The organism is Streptomyces sp. NPDC043746, assembly GCF_056436485.1.
Map to the genome: position 1 here is coordinate 65,852 of NZ_JBWKCM010000023.1, position 21,411 is coordinate 87,262.

A 21,411-nucleotide genomic window follows, 5' to 3' on the forward strand; every position below is an offset into this window, starting at 1 on the left:
TCCCCCACCCCTTCCCGCGCCTCCCTGCCCAGCCGCGGAACGGTCGACTCCACCAACCACGCCAGGGAGCCGGCCGCTCACACCGCCGTCCCCCGCCCCGGAATCGGCTCGTCCGCGCGGGGGGTGCCCGGGGGCCCCTCCGATCGCACCGGCACCTGGGGCCCGGAGAGCTCCGTCAGCCAGCGGTCGAGCACCCGGTGCACCGCCTCCGCGCCCACCAGCCCTCCGCCCGGCATCGGGGGCACGCCCTCGGCGGTCTCGGCGGTCTCGGCGGTCTCGGCGGTCTCGGCGGTCTCGGCGGCCAGGATGTCGAGCGGGTCGGTCATCCCGCGCGGCCAGAGCAGGAAGGGCCGGGACTGCTCGCCGCCCAGGCCGCCGTGCGAGCCGATCTGCTCCTCGAAGGCGTGCACGGTGCCGGAGTCGGGGTCGTACATGGAGTTGACCATGATGTCGGCGACGTGCGGGAAGGTGTCGGTACGCCGCACGGCTGCCGCCGCGCCGGTGCCGAAGGCGGCGATCGGGCCCTCCCCGTCGGCCAGTGCGTCCACCGGGACCTCGGCGCCGCCCGGCCCCAGCACCACGGAGCCGTGTTCCTCGCTGCGTACGAGGAGGAAGCCGATCCCCGGGTGGTTGGCGAGGGTGGAGAGCAGGGCCGGGTTGCGGCGGTCGATCTCCTCGCGGGAGGCGCGCCCCTCGATGTCGGGGAAGGAGATCAGGCCGAGGTTGCCGGAGGCCAGCACGATCGGGTCGGAGCGCCTCGCCGGGTGCTCCGCCTCCGGTTCCTCCGCCTCGGGCGGCCGGTGCAGGGCGATCCGAACGGCGTCGCGCGCCTCGGAGGCGCTGTGGGTGCCCCGGGCCCGCCGCCGTACGGGCAGCCCGCAGCCCGCCCGTACGAGGTCCTTGAGCGTCAGCCCGTACCGTCCGGCGAAGGTCTCCCCGGGACTCTGCCCGTGGTCGGAGAGGAGCACGATCCGGTACGTACGCGGGGTGTGGTCCGCGATCTTGGCGATCAGCGCGAGCGAACGGTCGAGCCGCTGGAGGACCTTCTCGGCATCGCGGCTGTGCGGTCCGGAGTGGTGGGCGACCTCGTCGTAGGCGACCAGATCGGCGTAGACCGCGGTACGGCCCGCGAACATGTCCCCGATCACGGCGGCGACGACCACATCGCGCTCGACGACGGTGGCGAAGGCCCGGATGAAGGGGTAGAGGCCGCCGCGCTTGACCCGGGGGGCGACCTTGCGGGCGCGGGCCCCGGTCGACTGGCCGATCTCGCGGCCGACCTCGGCGGCGAAGGAGAGGGCGGTGCGGACGGCGTTGGCCGGGTCGGAGAAGTAGGCGAAGTACCCGGAGCGGGAGCGGCGGCCCTTGCCGCGCCGGGCGGCCATGGAGAGGACCAGGGCGAGCTGGCCCGCGCCGCCGCTGAAGAGGTTGCCGCGGCTCGCCCCGTCGATGGTGAGGAGGCCGCCGTCCCCGGTGCGGGCGATGGCGCGGCGCTGCATCTCCAGGGCGCTGGCGGGGCGGCTGGAGACCATGATGGTGCCGGTCTCCTTCTCGTACCAGCGGAAGGCGGGGACGTCGTGGTTGGAGCCGTGCAGCAGGGCGAGCTGGCTGGCGCCCGTCTGACTGGACCAGTCGGTGCGCCAGGGGGTGAGGCGGTGCCCGCAGGGGTCGGCGAGCCAGCCGGCGACGGTGGGCATCAGCCCGTCGGCCGCCGCCTTCACCAGGACGTCGTGGCCGACTCCGTCGAGCTGGAGGAAGACCGTGCCGGGCGGTCCGTCGCGGTCGGGCTCCACGGTGTTCGGGGAGCCGCGTCTGCGGCGCCGGTCGGCCAGGCGGGAGAGCCTGCGGCGGTAGGCCTCGTCGTCGCGGACGGCGAGCGCGGTGGAGGTGGCCGAGGCGACGGCGGACATCACGGCGGCGACCACGACGGCGGTCTCGGGGGCGGCGTCGCCCCGCCCGTCCGGGATCAGGCTCAGCGCGATCAGCAGCAGCGAGCCGTTGAGGAAGAAGACCAGCGCGCCGAGCACGAGCGCGGGCACGATGAGCAGGGCGCGGACGAGCACGGGCCACACCAGCGCGGAGAGCAGGCCGAAGGCGCCCGCTCCCCAGGCCGCCGTGAACGCGGTACGGGTGATGGTGTCGCCGTCGTCGGACTGGAGCCGGAAGTCGGGCAGGATCCCGGCGAGCGCGAGCATGGTCAGGGTGGAGACCGCCCAGACCGCGACGATCCGCATCAGCGCGCCACCGGCCCTGCGCCACCCCGCCGTACGCCGCTCGGGCGCGGGCCGTCTCCGCTCGTCCACGCCGGTCCCCTTCGTCCCCTCCCGGTCCACCTCATGCCCTTCTCCGCCTGCGGGCCCGTGCGGTCGAAAGGCCCGCTCCCCAGCCTTTCACAGCGCCGGTCCCCGTCACCGGCCGTCGTGGGGGGCGCGGGGGGCGCTTAGGCTCGTACCACCGGCGCCTGCCTCGGGGAGGTGGGCGTGGGAGTCGCACAGGCCGAGCGAGGAGGCGGGACGTAACCGGTGGAGGTCACCTGGTGGGGTCACGCCACCTGCACGATCGAGGACTCCGGCGTACGGGTGCTGACCGACCCCCTGTTCGTACGGCGCCTCGCGCATCTGCGGCGGCGCCGGGGCGAGGTGCCGCCGCCGCGGGCCGCCCTCGCGGAGGTGGTGCTCGTCTCGCATCTGCACTCCGACCATCTGCACCTCCCCTCGCTCTCCCGGCTGGCCCCCGGCACCCGGCTGGTCGTGCCGAGCGGCGCGGTCGCGGCGGTCCCCGGGCTGCGGTCGCTGCACCGGAAGCTGGACCTGCGGATCACCGAGGTGCGGGCGGGCGACGAGGTCCGGGTGGGTGAGGTGCGGGTGCGGGCGGTCCCCGCGCTGCACGACGGCCGCCGACTCCCCCTCGGTCCGCGCCGGGTGCCCGCGCTGGGTTACGTGGTCGAGGGCGAGGCCCGTACGTACTTCGCCGGGGACACCGGGCTCTACGACGAGATGGCCGAGGCGGTGGGCGCGGTGGATGTGGCGCTGCTGCCGGTGGGCGGCTGGGGCCCGTATCTCGGGCACGGGCACCTGGACGCGTCCCGGGCCGCCCAGGCGCTGCGGCTGCTGGAGCCGCGCTCGGCGGTGCCGGTGCACTTCGGCACGTACTGGCCGATCGGTCTGGACGGGGTGCGGCCGCACGAGTTCCACGGGCCGGGTGACGAGTTCGTACGGCAGGCGGGCAGGCGGGCGCCGGAGGTGGCGGTGCATCTGCTCTCCCACGGCGAGCGGGTCCGCCCGGAGGCCGGGCGGTGATCCAGGGGTTCCAGTCGGTGGTGCGGGAGCTGCCCACCGAGTCGGCCCAGCAGGCCGTGGGGTATCCGACGCTGTTCCTTCTGGTGGCGCTGGGGTCGTTGGTGCCGGTGATCCCGACGGGGGCGCTGGTGAGTTCGGCGGCGGTGGTGGCGCTCCACCAGTCGTCGCCGTTCCCGCTGCTGTTCGTCTTCGTGGTGGCCTCGGCGGCGGCGTTCCTGGGCGATGTGTGCCTGTACTGGCTGGGCCAGCGGGGGGTGCGCTCGAAGAACGGTTCGAAGTGGCTGCAGGCGCTCACCCGCCGCGCCGCGCCGGAGCGGCTCACGCAGGCGCGGGAGAGGCTGGCCGGGCACGGCGGGACGGTGCTGCTGCTCTCCCGGCTGGTACCGGCGGGGCGCATTCCGGTGATGCTGGCGTGTCTGCTGGGGAAGATGCCGCTCAGGACGTTCGCCCGGGGCGATGCGCCGGCGTGTCTGGCCTGGGCGGCGACGTACCAGTTGATCGGGATACTCGGCGGCTCGCTCTTCCCGGAGCCGTGGCAGGGTGTGGTCGCGGCGGTGGCGCTGACCGTGGTGGTCAGCGGGGCACCGGCGGTGTGGCGGAAGCTGCGGGCGCGGTTCGGCCACGGGACGGCCTGAGGCCGCCCGGGGCTGCCCGAACCCGCTGCGCGCGGGCCCCTCCGCTCACCGCAGCTCGTCGAAGGCCGCCGCGAACCGGCTCAGCGCCCGCTCCACATGCGGCAGCTCCAGCGGCTCCGCCGCCCTCAGGGACTCCCGCTGCTCCTCGGGTGTGGCGCCCAGCAGGGGCCCGGTGGAGAGCCGTACGCGCAGGGCACCCAGCTCGTCCCCGAAGCGGTGGCCGCCCGGGGTCGGCGCGCCCAGCCGGTCGGTGAGGTGCTCCTCCAGCTCCATGGAGTCCGTGACGCCGAGCGAGGCCAGCCGGGCGCGGAGCGGGCCGAGGTCCGCGTAGAGGTGTCGGCCCGCCTGCGGGGGGCGGGCCAGCGCACCGGCGCCGAGCACCGCGCGGTGGACGGCGGCTGCCACCTGGGCGTGGAGCCGCGCGGCCTGGCGGACTCGTTCCCGTACGGCCTCCGGTTCGCCCAGGGCGTGGGCGGCGGCGGGAGCGAGGGGTCCGGCGACCAGGGCGCCGAGGGCGGTGAGGACGTCGAGCGTACGGGCCCGGAGCACCGCTCCCCGCCCGGTGCCGGGGAAGCGGGCGACGGCGAGGGGCCAGGCGGCGGGGGCGAGGGCTCCGGAGAGGTCGCTGATCACCGTGACGTCGTCGGGGCACATCTCGGCGGGGCTGAGCAGGACCGTGTCGCGGGGCCGGTGCACGGTGTCGCGCCAGGTCTCGTCGCTGATGATGTGCATCCCCTCCCCGACCGCCGCCTCGCAGGCCTCCCGCACCAGCTCGGGCGGGGCGACGGTGGCGGTGGGGTCGTCGGCGACGGAGAGCACCAGCAGCTTGGGCCGGCCGCCCTCGGCCCGCACCCGGCGGACGGTCTCCAGCAGGGCGTACGGGTCGGGGACGCCCCCGCACTCCGCGGGCGTCGGCACCTGGTAGGCGGGCCGGCCGAGCAGCCGGGCCTGAGGCATCCAGGTGGCCGGGCAGGGGCGGGGCATCAGGACGTCACCGCCGTGGGCGGCGATCAGGGCGAGGAGGAACGGCTGGTCGCCGGGGGCCGCAACGATGTCCTCCGGGCCGCCGTGCAGCCCCCGCCGGTCCCAGTAGCCCCGGGCCGCCTCGCGCAGGGCGCGGCCGCCGCCGAGCGGCTCGGCACGGGTGCGGTCCGCGGAGGCGGCGAGGACGGCGGCCAGTTCGGGGAGGACGGGGAGGCCGGGGTCGGGGGCGGGCGGCCCGTAGCGGACGGGCCCGTGGTCCTCGTGCATGGTCCGGCCTCCTCGCTCCCCGGACGGCCGTCCGCCGTTCCGGGGCGCCCTCTGGGCCCTTTATACGGAGATCCGGGCCGGGGCGCCCGTTCACCCGCGCACCCGGGCGAGCCGGGGGCGGCCCTGGGCCGTTGTGCCGGTAGTCGGTGGAGCGTGGTGGGGCTCTCAGCGCGCCTGCTGGTTCATCGGCGGGCAGCCGGGTATTCGCTGAGCCATGTCGCCCATGTCGTCATCACGCACTTCGTCCGCCATGCCCGCCGCCGACCGGGTCCGGCACTGGCTGCAAGGACGGGATCTGGCCGCCTTCCACGGCGTCGCCGGCCGGCACTGGCCGGGCGCCGACCCGCTGCTGCCCAAGCTGAGCCGGAGCGCCAACCACGGGCTGCTCTGGTTCGGGACGGCCCTCGGTATCGCGGCCCTCGGCTCCAGCGCCCGGTCCCGGCGCGCGGCGCTGCGCGGGGTCGCGTCGCTGGCCGTGGCCTCGGCGGCGATCAACACGGTCGGCAAGGGCGCGGTCCGCCGGCAGCGGCCGATACTCGATCAGGTGCCGGTGATGCGGCAGCTGAAGCGGCAGCCGCTGACCACCTCGTTCCCGTCCGGTCACGCCGCGTCGGCCGCCGCCTTCGCCACCGGGGTGGCGTTGGAGTCGAAGGGCTGGGGCGCGGTGGTCGCGCCCGTCGCGGCGGCGGTGGCCGCTTCCCGCGTCTACACCGGGGTCCACTACCCGAGCGACGTGCTGGCCGGGGCCGCGCTCGGCATAGGGGCCGCGTTCGCCCTGCGCGGGGTCGTCCCCACCCGGGGGCAGCTCCCGGCGCCCGGCCGCCCGCCCGGTGAGGCGCCCGCGCTGCCCGGCGGCAAGGGGCTCGTGGTCGTGGTGAACAAGGCCTCCGGAACGGCCACCGCGACCGCGTCGCTGGTGCGTGAGGCGCTGCCGCGGGCCGAGGTGGTCGAGTGCGCGCCCGAGGACCTGTCCACCGCCATGGAGAAGGCGGCGGGCCGGGGCAGGGCGCTGGGGGTCTGCGGCGGCGACGGCACGGTCAACCTGGCGGCCTCCGTCGCGGCGACGCACAGCCTGCCGCTGGCCGTCTTCCCGGGCGGGACGCTGAACCACTTCGCCTACGACCTGGGCATCGAGACGGTCCAGGGAGCGGCGGCGGCGCTCACGGCGGGCGATGCCATACAGGTCGACCTGGGCCGCTTTCGCCCCGGCCCGAAGGGGCCCGAGGGGGCGGACGGCTACTTCCTCAACGCGTTCAGCCTGGGTGTCTATCCGGAGCTGGTGCGGACCCGGGAGCACTGGTCGCCCCGGATCGGCGGCTGGCCCGCGGGGGTGCTCGCCGCCCTCCACCTGCTGCGCGGACGGCGACCCCTGGAGGCCGAACTCCAGGGGCGCAGACGCCCGTTGTGGCTTCTCTTCGTCGGCAACGGCCTCTTCCAGCGGGTCGGCCCGGCGCCCGGTCGGCGCCACAACCTGGCGGACGGGCTGTTGGACGTGCGGGTGGTGCACGGCGGCCGGACGCCCGCACTGCGGCTGCTGGCGGCGGCGGTGGCCGGCCCCCTGACCCGCTCCCCCGCCCATGCGGCGGTGCGGCGGCGCCGGGTGCGGATCGCCGGTCTGGCACCGGGGACCCCGTACGCCTACGACGGCGAAGTGGCCCACTCCGGGACGGAGTTGCTCATCGACAAGCTGCCGGAGGCGCTGACCGTCTACTGCCCGATGCCCCTCTGACACCCACCCGCACGGTCCATTATTCAAGACACTCATCTCAGTATCCGGCATGGCGGCGTACGGTGGCCGCAGCGCGCAACCGCCGTACCGAGAACCGAGAGAGGACTCCGCCATGCCGGACGCCGCCCCGCCGAAAGAGACCGCCGTCTACACCCACGGCCACCACGAGTCGGTGCTGCGCTCGCACCGCTGGCGGACCGCCGCCAACTCGGCGGGCTACCTGCTCGGTGAACTGCGGCCCGGCATGGCGGTGCTGGACGTCGGCTGCGGACCCGGCACCATCACCGCCGATCTGGCCGCCCTGGTCGCGCCGGGCCGGGTGACGGCCATCGACACCGGCACCGGCATCCTGGAGCAGGCAGCGGCGGTGGCCACCGAACGCGGCCTGGAGAACGTGGAGTTCGCCGTCGCCGATGTGCACGCGCTGGACTTCCCCGACGACTCCTTCGACATCGTCCACGCACACCAGGTGCTCCAGCATGTGGGCGACCCGGTGCGGGCGCTGCGCGAGATGCGGCGCGTCTGCCGGCCCGGCGGGGTGGTGGCCGCGCGGGACAGCGACTACGCGGCGATGGCCTGGTACCCGCAGACGCCCGGGCTGACGGAGTGGCAGGAGGTGTACCGGCGGGTGGCCCGCGCGAACGGCGGCGACCCGGACGCCGGCCGGAAGCTGCTGTCCTGGGCACGGCAGGCCGGGTTCACCGACATCACCCCGACCGCCGCCGCCTGGTGCTTCGCCACCCCGGAGACCCGGGCCTGGTGGAGCGGGCTGTGGGCGGACCGTACGACGGACTCCGTCTACGCCGAACTGGCGGTACGGGGCGGCCATGCGAGCACCGGGGAGCTGACGGCCATCGCGGAGACCTGGCGCGGCTGGGGAGCGGAGGACGACGGCTGGTTCCTGGTCCCGCACGGCGAGGTGCTGTGCCGAGCGTGACCGCCGGGGCCGCTCGCGGCCTCAGGGCCGGTGCCACTCCATGACGTGTCCGGTCGCCGCGAACCGTTCGTTCCCGGCGAGCTTCCCGGTCTTCGTCTCCACGACCGTGAACCCCGCGCTCTCGTAGAGGGCGCGGGCGTTGTCGTTCCCGGCCAGCACGGTGCACTCGATCCGGTCGGAGTCGTCGGCGCTCAGCACATGGCGGAGCAGGATCCGCCCGACGCCCTGGCGGTAGCGGGCGGGATCGACGTACAGCCAGGTCAGTTCGGCGTCCGCGAACGCGGCGAACCCGGCCACCTGGGGCCCCTCCCCCGTGCCGTCGTCCGCCTCCGCCACCCAGAGGTCACCGTCGAAGAGCCCCTCCTCCTCATGGGTCTCGGCGAGCGTCAGGAAGGCCTCGACGCCGACGGTGGACCGCAGTTCGTCCAGCCGCGCGAGGTCGTGGATGCGGGCGATGGCGTCCCAGTCCTGCGGCCGGTAGGGCCGGACGGTGAGCTTCGGCGGCGTACGTCGTTCCATGACGCGACCCTGGCACCGGACCCGCACCACGGCAACCGAATTCCGCCGGGCCGGAGCGGATCCGAATCGATCACACCAGCGGCGCTAGCCAATTACCCTCGTGCGCATGGAGATTCTCGGAACCACGCTGCGTATCTGCGTCGACGACCTGGAGGCCGCGGTGGCCTTCTACGAGGGGCTGACGGGCACCCCGGCCCAGCGCTTCGAGCGCGGCGGGGTGTCGGTCGCCGCCATCGGCTGCTTCCTGCTGATGAGCGGCCCCGCATCCGAGCTGGAGGTGCTGCGCAAGGTGGGGGCGACCATCGCCGTGGAGGACGTCGACGAGGCGAACGCCGCGCTCACCCGGGCAGGGGCGCGGATCGTCGCGGGGCCGGTGCCGACCCCGGCGGGCCGCAACCTGATCGCGCTCCACCCGGACGGCTCGGTCTTCGAGTACGTGGACCGCAAGGTCACGGTCTGAGCCGCGTATCCCGATCGGGGCAGACGCGTCAGGCCTGCGGTGCGAGTGCTCCGACGACGAGGTCCGCGAGGAGGGCGCCCGCCGTCGCGCCCGGGTGGACCGCGCTCTTCGATCCGCCCGCGCGGATGCGGGTGGAGCGGGCGACGGCGTGGCGGACCGCGTAGCGGCTTGCGGGGCTCAGGGCGTTGGTGCGGTGATCGCCCAGCGTTCGTGGTCGCGCCAGGCGCCGTCGATGTGGAGGAAGTCGGGCGAGAACCCCTCCAGGCGGAATCCGGCCCGCCGGACCAGGGCGATGGAGGCCGCGTTGCCGGGCTGGATGTTGGCTTCCAGGCGGTGCAGGCCGAGCGGCCCGAAGGCGAGGTCCATGACCAGGCCGAGCGCCTCGCCCATCAGTCCGCGCCCGGTCGCGTGGGCGAAGGCCCCGTAGCCGAGGGCGCCGCAGCGAAAGCCGCCGAGGACGATGTTGTTGATGTTGATGAACCCGGCGATGGCGCCGTCCGCACCGCCCTCCCCCCGGTCGCCCCCCTCGCCCCGCTCGCAGACGAGGAAGCCTTCGCGGGCCGGGTCCCGGGCGAGGGTCTCGGCGTACGCGGCGTAGGTGTCGGGCCGCTCGGGCGGGAAGAGCCACGGGTGGTGGTGGGCGCGGCTCTCCCGGGCGCGGGCGGTGAACTCCGCCGCGTCGGCCTCGGTGAAGCGGCGCAGGGCGGTCCGGGGGCCTTCGGCGAGGTACGGGCCGGTGCCGGTCGGTGGCCGGTGGCCGTTCGGATCTGGCATCGCCCCAGCGTACGACGGGTACGGGCGCCGGGCGGGGAGATGCGCTCCGCCGGGTGCCCGTACCGTCACACACCCGTACGCCGCGTCACTTGCCCTTGCGGCGGAACACGTAGCCGCCGCAGACCAGCCCGATGAGGAACATGGCGAGCAGGGCGAGCCAGAGGGGCATGGTCACCTCGGGGATGATCACCCGGATGGTCACCTTCTGGGTGTTCACGCAGATGAACACGATGACCAGTGCGATCAGCGCCGCGACGGCGACGCGCCCCGGGGTCCACAGCCCGGTACCGCGCCTGCCGCCGCTCGTCACGTCCTTGGGACTCATGGCCGGGTCCTTCCGCCGCCGCCCCCGGAGATTCCCAGCATGGCCCGGCGCCGGGCCCGAAGGGCGGTGGTGTTCGACCATTCGGGTGAACGCCACCGCGAGGACGGGGTCAGCCGGCCGGGACCACCGGGAGCTCCAGGACACCGGTGTCCTCGGGGGCGCTGACCACGGTGACGGGCTTGATGCCCCGGTTGCCGAAGTACGCGGTGTCGCTGGCGGCGATCACGAACTCCAGCCGGTGCCCCTTCCCGTACCGGTGGACGATGCCGGGCAGCTCCACCGTGAAGGGCCGGGTCACATCGGGGACCCGGACCGGCGAGACGAGCCGGTTCACCAGGGTCCTGGTGCCGTCGGGGGCGACGTCGTACACCTTGGCGAAGAGGACGAGCTTGTCGGAGGCGTCCCCGCTGTCCTGGACCCGCTCCGCCTTCGGGGAGACGACCTTGAGGGTGGCCTTCGGGGCGCCGACCACATCGAGGGGCGCGGTGAGCGGGGCGCTGCGCCAGCCGAGGTAGGTGCCCTTGGTGTCGTACGGCTTCGGGTCGGGCAGTCCGATCAGCGGGGCGATCGAACTCTCCGAATGGCTCGTGGGGACCGGCCAGTTGGTGTACTGGCGGCTACCCCGGACCACCTTGGAGCGGTTGTCGACGAGCTTGCCGTCGCCCGAGAGGTACAGCTGCTGGGAGAGGGCGGGCAGTCGGTCGGCGGTGCCGTAACCGCTCTGCCAGGAACGGTGGTAGGCGAACTCGGGTCCGGTGTCGGTCTCCGTCTTCCCCTGGAGGTACCGGTCGAACCAGGCGAGCACCCGCTGTCCGACGTAGCTGGCCTCCAGATTGCCTTCACTCAGGTCGAGTTCGCCGGGGGCCAGACCGCCGCTGTGACCCCAGGACTGCCAGATCATCTTGGCCGGGGTGCCCTGCGCCTTGAGGGTCCGGTAGGTGGCGGTGGCCTCGTTGAGGTTGAAGAGGCTGTCGGCCTGGCCCTGGACGACGAGGGTGGGGGCCTTGACCCGGTCGAGGTAGGAGACGGGCGAGACGCTGCGCGCGTAGGCGAGCATCGCGTCGGCCTTGTCGGCCGGGTAGCGGCCGGAATTGAGGAGGCGGACGGTCTCGCAGGCCTGGGCGGCGAAGTGGAGGCAGTCCAGGCGGTTGAAGCGGGAGGGGTCCAGGCTCGGGTTGAGGAGCGGCTGGCCCTCGCCGATCAGGTAGAACCCGTTGGTCCACTGCCACTTGAAGACGCCGGGGGTGTCGGAGGTGACGCCGGTGCGCGCCCCGGTGTTGTTGGGAGCGAGCGCGTAGGCGAGGTCGTTCCAGGTGATGAGCGGGACGAGGGCGTCGAGACGGGGGTCGACGGAGGCGGTGGCGAGCTGGATGGCGCCGCCGTAGGAGCCGCCGATCATGCCGACGCGCGGGTCGCCCTCGCCGTCCTTCACGACGTAGTCCGCGCGGGTGCCGTCGTCCGCCGCGCGAGTGCCGCCGAGGAAGTCGAGGAGTCGGCTCGCGGCCTTTCCGTCGATGGCGGGATCGTCCAGGGTGATCAGGCAGCCGGACCTGCCGAAGCCGAGGCCGGAGTAGACGAGCCCGACGTAGCCCCGGGTGGCGACGGCCCTGCCGATGGCGTCGGTCGAGCCGTCGGACTTGCTGCCGCCGAAGCCGTTGGTGGCGAGGACGGCGGGGGCGGGGCGGTCCGCGTCGACGCCCGCCGGGCGGTAGAGATCGGCGTCGACCGTGCAGGAGCGGGCGCCCGCCTGGACGGTGAACTTCAGCGGGGTGACGGTGTACGGGGCGGGCTCGGCGTGGGCCGGGCCGGCGAGGACGAGGGGGGCGGCGAGGGCGGCCGCCGCGAGGGCGACGAGCGGGTTGCGCACGCCGGGAACAGCACCTGACACGTAGACCTCCACACCGGGGACACCATACCGACCGGTTAGTACTGGACCGCGCTCATGCTGTGACACGTGTCATAGCCGTGTCAACGCTCAGGACGGCGGTTGTTGACGGACCTTCACATGGCCAGGGCCACCCCCGACGGCGCTCGGGCCGGGCCCGGGGAGTGCCTAGAGGAGCGCGGGGACCTCGACGGTCAGCGTGCAACGGCCGCCGTCCGCGGGGGCGTCGAGCACGGCCGGCACGCCCAGCGGCACCGTCAGGGCGGTCGGCCCGTGACCGAACCCCAGCTCCTCGATCACGGGTATGCCCTGCGGCCCGAACCGGTCGGCCAGCACCGCGCGGACCTTCTCGTACGGTCCGCACCCCTGCCAGGAGCCGCAGACCACGCCGGTCAGGCCGTCCAGGGAACCGGAGCGAAGCAGCCGGGTGAGGATGCCGTCGAGCCGGTAGGGCTCCTCCCCCGTGTCCTCGATGGCCAGCAGCCCGCCCCGGGCGTCGGTCCGGGCGTGCGGGGTGCCGATGGCGGCGGCGAGGAGGCTGACGCAGCCGCCGTACAGGACGCTTCGGGCCCGCCCGGGGACGAGGGCGGCGGCGGTTTCCAGGCCGAGGGTGCGGACGTTCTCCGGCTCGAAGAGCGTGGCGCGCAGGTGCTCCCGGGTGGCCGCGTCCTTGAGGAACGTCTCGGTGGCGACCATCGGGCCGTGCAGGGTGGCGTATCCGGCGCGCAGCGCGAACGCCTCGTGCAGCGCGGTGATGTCGCTGTAGCCGACGAAGACCTTGGGCCCGGCCGCCCGGATGGCCGCCCAGTCGAGCAGGTCCACCATCCTGGGCGCGCCGTACCCGCCGCGAGCGCAGAGGACGGCGTCCACGGACGGATCGCACCAGGCGGCCTGGAGGTCGGCCGCCCGGTCCGCGTCAGCCCCGGCGAGATAGTCCAACTCCGGGTGCACGTCGTGGACATGGGGTGCCACGACGGGCTCCAGGCCCCAGCCGAGCAGCACGTCGACCCCTGCCTCCAGCCGGTCGGCGGGGACCGGTCCGCTGGGTGCGACGACGGCGACCCGCGCCCCGGGGCGCAGCCGGGGCGGCCGGGCCAGGGGGGCCGAGGGGGCCACCCGCCCGGGGCCCTTCGTCACGTCCTCAGCTCCAGCGGCTCCACATCACTCCGGTCGATACCGAATGTCTGTACGTAGAGGGAGAGTTCGGCCTCCAGCGCCCGGACCAGGGTCTCCGCCCGCCGGAACCCGTGCCCCTCCCCCTCGAAGGCGATGTACGCGTGCGGTACGCCGCGCCCTTCGATGGCGGCGAGGAACCGGTCGCACTGGGCGGGCGGGCAGACCAGGTCGTCCAGCCCCTGGAGCAGCAGGAACGGGGCGGTGAGCCGGTCGGTGCCGTTGATCGGCGCGCGTTCGCGGTAGCGCTCGGGCGCCTCGGCGGCCGGGCCGATCAGCGACTCCGGGTACTGCGATTCGAAGTCGTGGGTGCCCTCGGTGGACCAGCCGTCCAGGTCCAGGACCGGGAAGAGGATCGTGGCGCAGGCGTAGCGGTCGGTGTTGACGAGCGAGGCAGCGGCCGTCCAGCCGCCCGCGCTGCCGCCCCGGACCGCGAGCCGCCGGGGATCGGCCGCGCCCTCCGCGACCAGGGCGTCGGCGACGGCCTCGCAGTCCGCCACGTCGACAACTCCCCACTGTTCGCGGAGCCGTTCACGGTAGCGGCGGCCGTAGCCGGTGGAGCCGCCGTAGTTGACGACGGCGACCCCGATGCCGCGCGAGGTGAAGTAGGCGATCTCCAGGTCGAGAACGAGCGGGGCGTGCGCGGTGGGTCCGCCGTGCGCCGCCACGAGGTAGGGGGGCAGTTCGCCCTGGGGGCCGGTGCGTTCGGGGTGGTGCGGCGGGTAGATGTGGGCGTGGATCTCGCGGCCGTCGGAGCCGGTGAACGTCCGGTCCTGCGGTACGGGGAGGTAGGCCGGGTCGACCGCGTCCCGGTGAGCGGAACCGATGACCCGGGTGCGCCCGGTGGCGGTGTCCAGTTCGACGACCTCGTAGCCGGTGTGCGGGCTCGCCGCGACGCCGACGACCCGGCTGCCGTGCACGGCGAGGGTCTCGGCCCAGGCGGTCCAGTGGCCGGGGACGTCGGCGAGTTCACCGGTCTCCGGGTCGAGGATGCCGAGCCGCTGGGAGCCCCGGCCGTGCAGGACGGCGATCAGCCCGTTCTCCAGCGGGTGGAACCAGCGCAGCCCGATCTTCCACAGCGGCCCGCCGAACTCCTCGCCCCGGGGCGGCAGAAGACGGCTGCTGGGCACCACGCCCCCGGCCACGGCGTCGGGACGGATGCGCTGGAGTTCCCACCAGTCGGCCAGGTCGGAGACGAAGAGGAGGCTGCCGTCGGCGTCCCACTCGACCTGGCAGACCGACTCGTCGACGTCGCCCACCAGGGGCCGTACACCGGTGAACTCACCGTTCTCCGTGATCTCCGCGAGCATCACCACCGTGCCGTCCCACGGCATCCGGGGGTGGTCCCAGGCGATCCAGGCGGCCCGCCGACCGTCGTGCGAGACCCGGGGGCCGGTGACGAACCGGTGCCGCCCGTCGGAGAGTTCACGTACGGCGGAGCGGTCGTCGGCGGCCGAACCGTCCAGCGGTACGGCCGCGATCACCCGGCGTACGTCGGTGGGCCCGGGGCCGGTGAACTCCTCCATCACGCACCAGACTTCGCCGTGCTCGCCCCGGTCCGGGCGCACCTGGGGATCCACCCAGCGCAGTCCGCCGCCGAGGTCCGAGACCGGGGTGAGGGGCCGGGGCGCGTCCGGGCCGTCGGGGGCGTACGCGTACAGCCGCTGGTCCGCGAAGTCGACGAACACGAGAAGCGGCCCTCCCTCCTCGCGCACCACGCCCGCCCAGGGCTGACCGCCGTACTCGATCACCCGGCTGCGCGGGTTCCACGGGGCGGGCAGCACGGGCTCGGTGGTGCCGTCCGGGCGGCGGCGCACCAGGGCGCGGCGGCCGCCCTCGGCCGGGCGCGGCTCGGTCCACCACACCTCGTCCCCGACGGTGGAGAGGTGGTCGGGGCGGCCGTCGTGCGAGGCGGCGAGGGCCGAGTCGATCGGTGACGGCCAGGAACCGTACGGGGCTTCGGGCACGGTGTTCACGGTGGAGGTCCCCCCTGGAGCGGTCGGGCGGTGCGCGGGAACGGAGCGGTGCTGGTCAGGCGGTGCGCAGATAGTGGTCGAGGACGCGGACGCCGAAGTGGAGGGCGTCGACGGGGACGCGCTCGTCGACGCCGTGGAAGAGCGCCTGGTAGTCGAAGCCCGGGGGCAGCTTGAGCGGCGAGAAGCCGTAGCCGGTGATGCCGAGCCGGGCGAACTGCTTGGCGTCGGTGCCCCCGGACATGCAGTACGGGACGGTGTGCGCTGCGGGGTCGAACTTCTCGACGGCGGCGCGGAGTTTGGCGTACGTGGGTGAGTCGACCGGGGCCTGGAGGGCCTGTTCGCGATGGTAGAACTCCCAGGAGACGAGGGGGCCGGTGAGCCGGTCCAGGGTCTCGTGGAACTCCTCGTCGCCGCCGGGCACCGTGCGCCCGTCGATGAAGGCGGTGGCGTGGCCGGGGATGACGTTGACCTTGTAACCGGCGTTCAGCATCGTCGGGTTGCTGCTGTTGCGGATGGTGTTCTGGACGAGGGCGGCGGCCGGGCCGAGCTTGGCGAGGAGTTGGGGGACGTCGAGCCCGGGGTCGTCCAGGTCGACGGCGATGCCGTGCAGGGCGGCGATCTCGGTGATGGCGGCGCGGACGGTCGGGGTGAGGCGGAGGGGCCACTCGTACGCACCGATCCGGGCGACGGCGGCGGCCACTGCGGTCACCGCGTTCTCCTGGTTGACCTTGGAGCCGTGTCCCGCCCGGCCCTCGGCGGTCAGCTTCAGCCAGCCGGTCCCGCGTTCGCCCGCCGCGATCGGATAGAGGGACAGGCCGTGTCCGGCGTGGAAGGTGAACGCCCCGGACTCGCTGATCCCTTCCGTACACCCTTCGAAGAGTCCGGCGTGCCGGTCGGCGAGGAAGCCGGAGCCGTCGACGGCGCTGTCCTCCTCGTCGGCGGTGTAGGCGATGACGATGTCCCGCGGCGGCCGGAATCCCTCGCGGGCCCAGCCGCGGACGACGGCGAGGACCATCGCGTCCATGTTCTTCATGTCGACGGCCCCGCGCCCCCACACCACCCCGTCGCGGACCTCTCCGGAGAACGGGTGGACGGACCAGTCGGCGGGCTCGGCGGGCACCACGTCCAGGTGGCCGTGGACCAGCAGTGCGTCGGCGGACGGGTCGGTTCCGGGGATCCGGGCGACGACGTTGGTCCGGCCGGGGGTGCGCTCCAGCAGCACCGGCTCGATCCCGGCGTCCGCGAGCCGCTCGGCGGCGTACTCGGCGGCCGGGCGCTCCCGGCAGTCACCGCCGCCCCGGTTGGTGGTGTCGATCCGGATCAGCTCGGAGGTGAAGGTCACCACCTCGTCGAGCGCCTGCCGGTCCACGGGGCCGAGCGGGTCGGTGGTCTCAGCCATACTGTTCCTCCACGGCGGCCGACACGATCGTCGTCACCGCCTTGAACGTGCGAATACCTTCGTGCATCGTCGCGCTCGTGTAGGCGACGCGTCTCTCGCCGCTGGGCGCCACACCGGGCACCACGGTCGCGGCGGCGGCCAGATGCTCGGCGTCGAACTCCAGCTCCACGGTGTACGCCGCACCGGTGACGGGCGTCCGCGGTCCGGCGAGCGCGGTGGCCTCCCGCGCGGCGGCACGGATGTCGGCGGCGGTACGGGCGGGAGTGCGGCAGACGGCCGCGTACCGCGACACATAGTCCTTGACGGCCACCTTGCGGGCCCCGGGCGCGTACCCCTCGGCGTCCACGCAGGTCAGGTCGTCGCCGGTGACGAGGACGACGGGCACGCCGTATTCGGCGGCCACGTGCGCGTTGAGCAGTCCCTCGCTCGCGCGGACCCCGTCGAGCCAGACGCCGGTGATGGAGTTGGCGAGGTAGGTGTGGGCGAGGACCCCCTCCGTACCAGCCCCCGTGTGGTAGCCGACGAAGGCGACCGCGTCCACGTCCCCGTGCTGGATGCCCTCCACCATGGAGAGCGACTTGTGCCGGCCGGTGAGCATCTGCACCCGGTCGTCCAGCTGCTCCAGCAGGAGGTTGCGCATCGACCAGTGGGCCTCGTTGACCAGCACCTCGTCGGCGCCGCCGTCGAAGAACCCGAGGGCGGCGGCGTTCACGTCGGAGGTGAACATCGGTCGGCAGCGCTCCCACTGCGGGGTGCCCGGCAGCACGTCGGCCGGCCAGGTCACTCCGGTGGCGCCCTCCATGTCGGCGCTGATGAGGATCTTCATGCCGCCACACCGTACGCCCCGCGCGCGGTGGGGGCCAGGGAGGGTCGGCCCGGGGGAGGTCCGGTCGGCCGAAGCTCTCCCCCGTGGGCGCCGGGCGACCCTTCAGGGAAGCAGCTTCTCGATCCGCTCCAGCTCGTCCGCCGTGAACTCCAGGTTCCCGACGGCCCGGACGCTGTTCTCCAGCTGGGCGACGCTGCTCGCCCCGACCACGGCCGAGGTGAGCCGCCCCCCGCGCAGCACCCATGCCAGGGCCAGCTGGGCGAGGGACTGGCCGCGCTCCCCGGCCAGGGCGTCGAGGGCGCGCAGCCGCTCCACCAGCGCGGGCGTGACCGCGTCGGCCGTCAGGAACGGGCTGTCGCCCGCCGCGCGGGAGTCGACCGGGATGCCGTCGAGATAGCGGTCGGTGAGGATGCCCTGTTCCAGCGGGGAGTACGCGATGGAGCCGACGCCCAGCTCGTCGAGCGCGGTGAGCAGCCCGTCCTCGGGGCGGCGGTCGAGCATCGAGTAGCGCGGCTGATGGATCAGGAGGGGCGTGCCGAGGTCCTCGAGGATCGCGGCCGCCTGACGGGTCTCCTCGGCGCCGTAGTTGGAGAGGCCGACGTAGAGGGCCTTGCCCTGGCGTACGGCGGTGGCGAGGGCGCCCATCGTCTCTTCGAGCGGAGTGTCGGGGTCGGGGCGGTGGGAGTAGAAGATGTCGACATAGCTGACGCCCAGCCGCCGCAGGCTCTGGTCCAGGGAGGCACGCAGGTACTTCCGCGAGCCCCACTCCCCGTACGGTCCGTCCCACATGTGGTAGCCCGCCTTGGTGGAGATGACGATCTCGTCGCGGAGGTGGGCGAAGTCGGTCGCCAGGGCGCGGCCGAGGGCGAGTTCGGCGGAGCCGGGCGGCGGGCCGTAGTTGTTGGCCAGGTCGAAGTGGGTGATGCCGAGGTCGAAGGCGCGGCGCAGGATGGCGCCCTGCGCCTCGGGGGTGCGATCGCCCCCGAAGTTGTGCCAGAGGCCGAGAGAGAGCGCGGGCAGCAGCAGGCCGCTGCGGCCGGTGCGCCGGTAGGGCATGGCGGAGTAGCGGTCGGCGGACGGCAGGTACATGGGCGGGCTCCGCTGGAGAGGTCCGGGGCGTACGAGGGTGCCGCGCCGGGAACCGGCGCGGGGGCGGGTCCCAGGCTTCCGTAGATCGATCCAGCGGTCCAACAGGAGATTCCGCTCGGATTCATCGCCTACATTGCTCAATCATGGAACTGCGTCAGCTGGAGCACTTCGTCGCCGTGGCCGAGGAGCAGCACTTCACCCGCGCCGCCGAGCGCCTCGCCGTCTCGCAGTCCGGGCTCTCCGCCTCGGTGCGGGCGCTGGAGCAGGAGCTGCGGACGCCGCTGTTCAGCCGCACCACGCGGACGGTCCGGCTCACCGAGGCCGGGCGGGCGTTGCTGGTGGAGGCGGAGCGCACGCTGGCGGGGGCGCGCGCGGCGCGGGACGCGGTCGACGCCGTGCGGGGACTGCTGCGCGGGACGCTGACGGTGGGGGTCGAGCAGTGCGTGGCGGGGGTGAGCCCGGCCCGGCTGCTGGCCGCGTTCCACCGGGCCCACCCGCAGATGGAGCTGCGGCTGCGCCAGGAGGGGACGAGCAGCCTGCTGGAGGGGGTGGCCGGGGGGCGGCTCGACCTGGCGTTCGCGGCGACGGTGGACCCCGCAAAGTGGCGCGGGGAGCTGATGGAGCTGGCGCGGGAGCCGATGGTGGTGCTCTGTGCGGCGGGGCACCGGTTCGCCGGGCGGGCCGAGGTGGCATGGGAGGAGTTGCCGGGTGAGTCGTTCATCGACTTCCACCCGGACTGGGGGCCGAGGCGGGCGGCGGACGCGGCGTTCGCGGCGGCGGGGGTCCGGCGGACGGTGGGCCTGGAGGTCAGCGACGTGCACAGTCTGCTGGAGCTGGTAAGGGAGGGGCTGGGCATCTCGGTGGTGCCGCACCACTTCTCCCGTAAGCCGGAGGCCGCCCGGCTGGTGGCGGTGGGCGTTGCCCCGGCGGGCGGGCGGCGGGCGGTGTACGAGAGCGTGGCGGTGCTTCCGGCGCCGGGGAGCCTGAGCCCGGGGGCGCGGGCGCTGATGCGGCTGGTACGCCAGGAGGCGGTACGGGACGCCGAAGCGCGCTGAGCCCACCGGGAGAGCGGCCGAACGGAAGGCGGGGCACCGGCCCTTCCGCGTGCCGCTCCCCTCGGTCGCACGCATCCGCGCCGCCCACGTGTCGCTCCGGGCGGCACAGCGGGGCAGACGTGACCAGGGGCGCGCAGGGCGCGCACGAAGGGCTCACGCGTCGGCCGGAGCCACTACGGCGCACCACCGGCCGCCCCGGAAGAACCACTCGTTCCGGTGAGAGCGGCCGACCGGCGGGACCGGGGACGACCGCGGGGCGGGCCCGGGGGCCATGGCGGGCCGGGCCAGGAGCGGCCCGGGGGTGGGGGCCAGTGCCGTTCGCCGGCCCGGCCTCCGCCCCCGCGCATGTCCTACTTCTCGACCTCGGTGGCGAGGTTCTGGAGCAGCTCGTCGTAGATCCGGCCGAGGCCCTTGGGGGCGAAGGTCCGCTCGAAGAAGCCTCCGATGCCGCCCGCGCCGTCCCAGACGGTGGTGACGACAGCCTTGGACTTCCCTTCCCCGGCCGGGGTGACGGTCCAGGTGGTGACCATCGAGGAGTTGCGGTCCTTCTCGACGAGCTGACCGTCGGTCGGCTCGCTGACCTCCAGCAGGCAGTCGCGGACCCGCTTGCTCGTCGCCTGGAGCTTCCAGTGGACGACGGTGCCCTCGCCGTCGCCGCCCTCGCGGACCTCGTACTCGCTGAAGTGCGCGGTCAGCACCTTGCCGCGGACGTCCTTGTAGTCGGCCAGCGCGTCGAACACCGTCTCCGCGTCCGCCGAGATGATCCGCTCCGTGGTGGCCTCGACCTGCGCCATGGCTGTTCCTCCAGCAGTCCGTAGTTCGGGGGGTGAGCTGAGCCAACCACCTCGGGCGGGGCCGCTCAAAATCGGGGTCGGCGGGCCGGTCCGCATGATCATGGGAACACATGTTCTATTCTGTGGACAGTGCTACCGAGGAGGCGTCCATGCGCTGGGACAATCTGGTCGAAAACCGCGCCATGACCGGCAACAGCGCGCTCTTCGCCGCGGACGCGGTGACCACGCGCACCTTCGACACCCCGGAATTCCGGGGCATGACGTTCCACGAGATCCGGGCCCGTTCGATCCTGAACCGGGTGCCCGGGGCCTCGCGCATGCCGTTCGAATGGACGGTGAACCCCTATCGGGGCTGCTCGCATGCCTGCGTGTACTGCTTCGCCCGCAGGACCCACAGCTACCTGGACCTCGACACCGGCGTCGGCTTCGACTCCCAGATCGTGGTCAAGACCAACGCCGCCGACCTGCTCCGGCGGGAGCTGGCCTCCCGGCACTGGCGGGGCGAGCACGTCGCGATGGGCACCAACGTCGACTGCTACCAGCGGGCGGAGGGCCGCTACCGGCTCATGCCGGGGATCATCACGGCCCTGCGCGACCGGGCGAACCCCTTCTCGATCCTGACGAAAGGCACCCTGATCCTGCGGGACCTGGAGCTGCTGCGGCAGGCCGCCGAGGCCACCGAGGTCGGCGTCTCGGTCTCCGTCGGCTTCACCGACCGCGAGCTGTGGCGCACGGTGGAACCCGGCACCCCCTCCCCCGACCGCCGCCTGGATGCCGTCCACACGCTGACCGAGGCCGGGATCGGCTGCTCCGTCCTGATGGCGCCCGTCATCCCCTTCCTCGGCGACAGCCCGGAGCAGCTGCGCGCCACGGTCTCCGCGATCGCGGCGGCCGGGGCGGTCTCGGTGACCCCGCTCGTCCTGCATCTGCGTCCCGGCGCGCGCGAGTGGTACCTCCGCTGGCTCGGCCTGCACCACCCGCAGCTGGTGGAGCGGTACGAGCGGATGTACGGGGACGGGGCGTACGCCCCCACCTGGTACCAGCGCCGGATCACACGTCAGGTCCACGAGCTGGCGGACGAGTTCGGGATCGGCCCGGCGCACCGGGGCGGGGCACGGCGGATCGCGCCCGCGAGGACGGTGGAGGCGGCCGACGAGCCGGGGCCGACCCAGCTGACGCTCCTGTGACGGGGACGGCTCCGGCAGGGCCGATGGCGTGACCGTACGGGTCGATTCCGCGCGGAATCGGCCCCCGGCCCGGTGATCTCGGGGAGCATGCGGCGGGG

General features: G+C 74.0%; 19 protein-coding genes. 7 read left to right on the forward strand and 12 right to left on the reverse strand.

From position 1 onward, the window contains the following. Window positions 1–77: 77 nt before the first annotated feature. Window positions 78–2,234 (reverse strand): phage holin family protein, encoded by a 2,157-nt coding sequence (locus AC0682_RS23170; protein WP_478534965.1) that lies wholly within the window; start codon window positions 2,232–2,234, stop codon window positions 78–80. 288 nt (window positions 2,235–2,522) lie between these two features. On the opposite strand from AC0682_RS23170, the gene AC0682_RS23175 reads away from it, so the two are divergent. Then, a complete protein-coding gene (locus AC0682_RS23175; RefSeq protein ID WP_478534922.1) occupies window positions 2,523–3,299 on the forward strand; it encodes an MBL fold metallo-hydrolase in 777 nt (258 codons plus the stop codon). Continuing rightward, window positions 3,296–3,934: a DedA family protein gene (locus AC0682_RS23180; protein ID WP_478534923.1), complete on the forward strand. Its 639-nt coding sequence runs from the start codon at window positions 3,296–3,298 to the stop codon at window positions 3,932–3,934. The genes AC0682_RS23175 and AC0682_RS23180 overlap by 4 nt, the downstream gene beginning before the upstream one ends. A 45-nt stretch (window positions 3,935–3,979) precedes the next feature. On the opposite strand, the gene AC0682_RS23185 is transcribed toward AC0682_RS23180, so the two are convergent. Beyond that, window positions 3,980–5,185 (reverse strand): aminotransferase class I/II-fold pyridoxal phosphate-dependent enzyme, encoded by a 1,206-nt coding sequence (locus AC0682_RS23185; protein ID WP_478534924.1) that lies wholly within the window; start codon window positions 5,183–5,185, stop codon window positions 3,980–3,982. A 223-nt stretch (window positions 5,186–5,408) separates the two neighbouring features. On the opposite strand from AC0682_RS23185, the gene AC0682_RS23190 reads away from it, so the two are divergent. Both AC0682_RS23190 and AC0682_RS23195 read left to right on the forward strand, forming a co-directional pair. After that, the gene (locus AC0682_RS23190) at window positions 5,409–6,914 is read left to right on the forward strand and encodes a phosphatase PAP2 family protein (protein WP_478534925.1); all 1,506 of its coding nucleotides are present in this window, start codon (window positions 5,409–5,411) and stop codon (window positions 6,912–6,914) included. A 112-nt stretch (window positions 6,915–7,026) separates the two neighbouring features. Beyond that, window positions 7,027–7,851: a methyltransferase domain-containing protein gene (locus tag AC0682_RS23195; RefSeq protein WP_478534926.1), complete on the forward strand. Its 825-nt coding sequence runs from the start codon at window positions 7,027–7,029 to the stop codon at window positions 7,849–7,851. Between the two features lie 21 nt (window positions 7,852–7,872). On the opposite strand, the gene AC0682_RS23200 is transcribed toward AC0682_RS23195, so the two are convergent. Beyond that, window positions 7,873–8,370, reverse strand: a complete 498-nt coding sequence (locus tag AC0682_RS23200; protein WP_478534927.1) for an N-acetyltransferase family protein — start codon at window positions 8,368–8,370, stop codon at window positions 7,873–7,875. Window positions 8,371–8,476: 106 nt separating this feature from the next. Between AC0682_RS23200 and AC0682_RS23205 the strand changes: the two genes are divergently transcribed. Further along, complete coding sequence (locus tag AC0682_RS23205) at window positions 8,477–8,830, forward strand: VOC family protein (protein ID WP_478534928.1); 354 nt, start codon at window positions 8,477–8,479, stop codon at window positions 8,828–8,830. A 177-nt stretch (window positions 8,831–9,007) separates the two neighbouring features. Here the strand turns inward: AC0682_RS23205 and AC0682_RS23210 are convergent, their stop codons facing one another. The 8 genes from AC0682_RS23210 to AC0682_RS23245 all read right to left on the reverse strand — a co-directional run bounded on the left by AC0682_RS23210 (window position 9,008) and on the right by AC0682_RS23245 (window position 18,277). After that, a complete protein-coding gene (locus tag AC0682_RS23210; protein ID WP_478534929.1) occupies window positions 9,008–9,604 on the reverse strand; it encodes a GNAT family N-acetyltransferase in 597 nt (198 codons plus the stop codon). 85 nt (window positions 9,605–9,689) lie between these two features. Beyond that, window positions 9,690–9,929 (reverse strand): lipopolysaccharide assembly protein LapA domain-containing protein, encoded by a 240-nt coding sequence (locus AC0682_RS23215; protein ID WP_478534930.1) that lies wholly within the window; start codon window positions 9,927–9,929, stop codon window positions 9,690–9,692. Between the two features lie 109 nt (window positions 9,930–10,038). Further along, window positions 10,039–11,796: a CocE/NonD family hydrolase gene (locus tag AC0682_RS23220; protein WP_478534966.1), complete on the reverse strand. Its 1,758-nt coding sequence runs from the start codon at window positions 11,794–11,796 to the stop codon at window positions 10,039–10,041. Between the two features lie 186 nt (window positions 11,797–11,982). Next, a complete protein-coding gene (locus tag AC0682_RS23225; RefSeq protein ID WP_478534931.1) occupies window positions 11,983–12,951 on the reverse strand; it encodes a S66 peptidase family protein in 969 nt (322 codons plus the stop codon). Next, entirely contained in the window at window positions 12,948–14,963 is a 2,016-nt protein-coding gene (locus AC0682_RS23230; RefSeq protein WP_478534932.1) for a S9 family peptidase, read from the reverse strand. Before AC0682_RS23230 ends, AC0682_RS23225 begins: the two co-directional genes overlap by 4 nt. Window positions 14,964–15,018: 55 nt before the next feature. After that, window positions 15,019–16,362, reverse strand: coding sequence for a M20/M25/M40 family metallo-hydrolase (locus AC0682_RS23235; RefSeq protein ID WP_478534933.1), 1,344 nt, complete (start codon window positions 16,360–16,362; stop codon window positions 15,019–15,021). Beyond that, a complete protein-coding gene (locus AC0682_RS23240; RefSeq protein WP_254811363.1) occupies window positions 16,355–17,188 on the reverse strand; it encodes a M55 family metallopeptidase in 834 nt (277 codons plus the stop codon). Before AC0682_RS23240 ends, AC0682_RS23235 begins: the two co-directional genes overlap by 8 nt. 102 nt (window positions 17,189–17,290) lie before the next feature. Beyond that, the gene (locus AC0682_RS23245; protein ID WP_478534934.1) at window positions 17,291–18,277 is read right to left on the reverse strand and encodes an aldo/keto reductase; all 987 of its coding nucleotides are present in this window, start codon (window positions 18,275–18,277) and stop codon (window positions 17,291–17,293) included. Window positions 18,278–18,420: 143 nt separating this feature from the next. On the opposite strand from AC0682_RS23245, the gene AC0682_RS23250 reads away from it, so the two are divergent. Further along, the gene (locus AC0682_RS23250; RefSeq protein WP_478534935.1) at window positions 18,421–19,332 is read left to right on the forward strand and encodes a LysR family transcriptional regulator; all 912 of its coding nucleotides are present in this window, start codon (window positions 18,421–18,423) and stop codon (window positions 19,330–19,332) included. A gap of 350 nt (window positions 19,333–19,682) precedes the next feature. On the opposite strand, the gene AC0682_RS23255 is transcribed toward AC0682_RS23250, so the two are convergent. Beyond that, window positions 19,683–20,126: an SRPBCC family protein gene (locus tag AC0682_RS23255; protein WP_478534936.1), complete on the reverse strand. Its 444-nt coding sequence runs from the start codon at window positions 20,124–20,126 to the stop codon at window positions 19,683–19,685. 149 nt (window positions 20,127–20,275) lie between these two features. Here AC0682_RS23255 and AC0682_RS23260 point away from each other — a divergent pair, with 149 nt between their 5' ends. Then, window positions 20,276–21,313 carry an Rv2578c family radical SAM protein gene (locus AC0682_RS23260; RefSeq protein ID WP_478534937.1) on the forward strand — a complete coding sequence of 346 codons (1,038 nt, stop codon included), beginning with the start codon at window positions 20,276–20,278 and terminating at the stop codon, window positions 21,311–21,313. Window positions 21,314–21,411 lie beyond the last annotated feature (98 nt).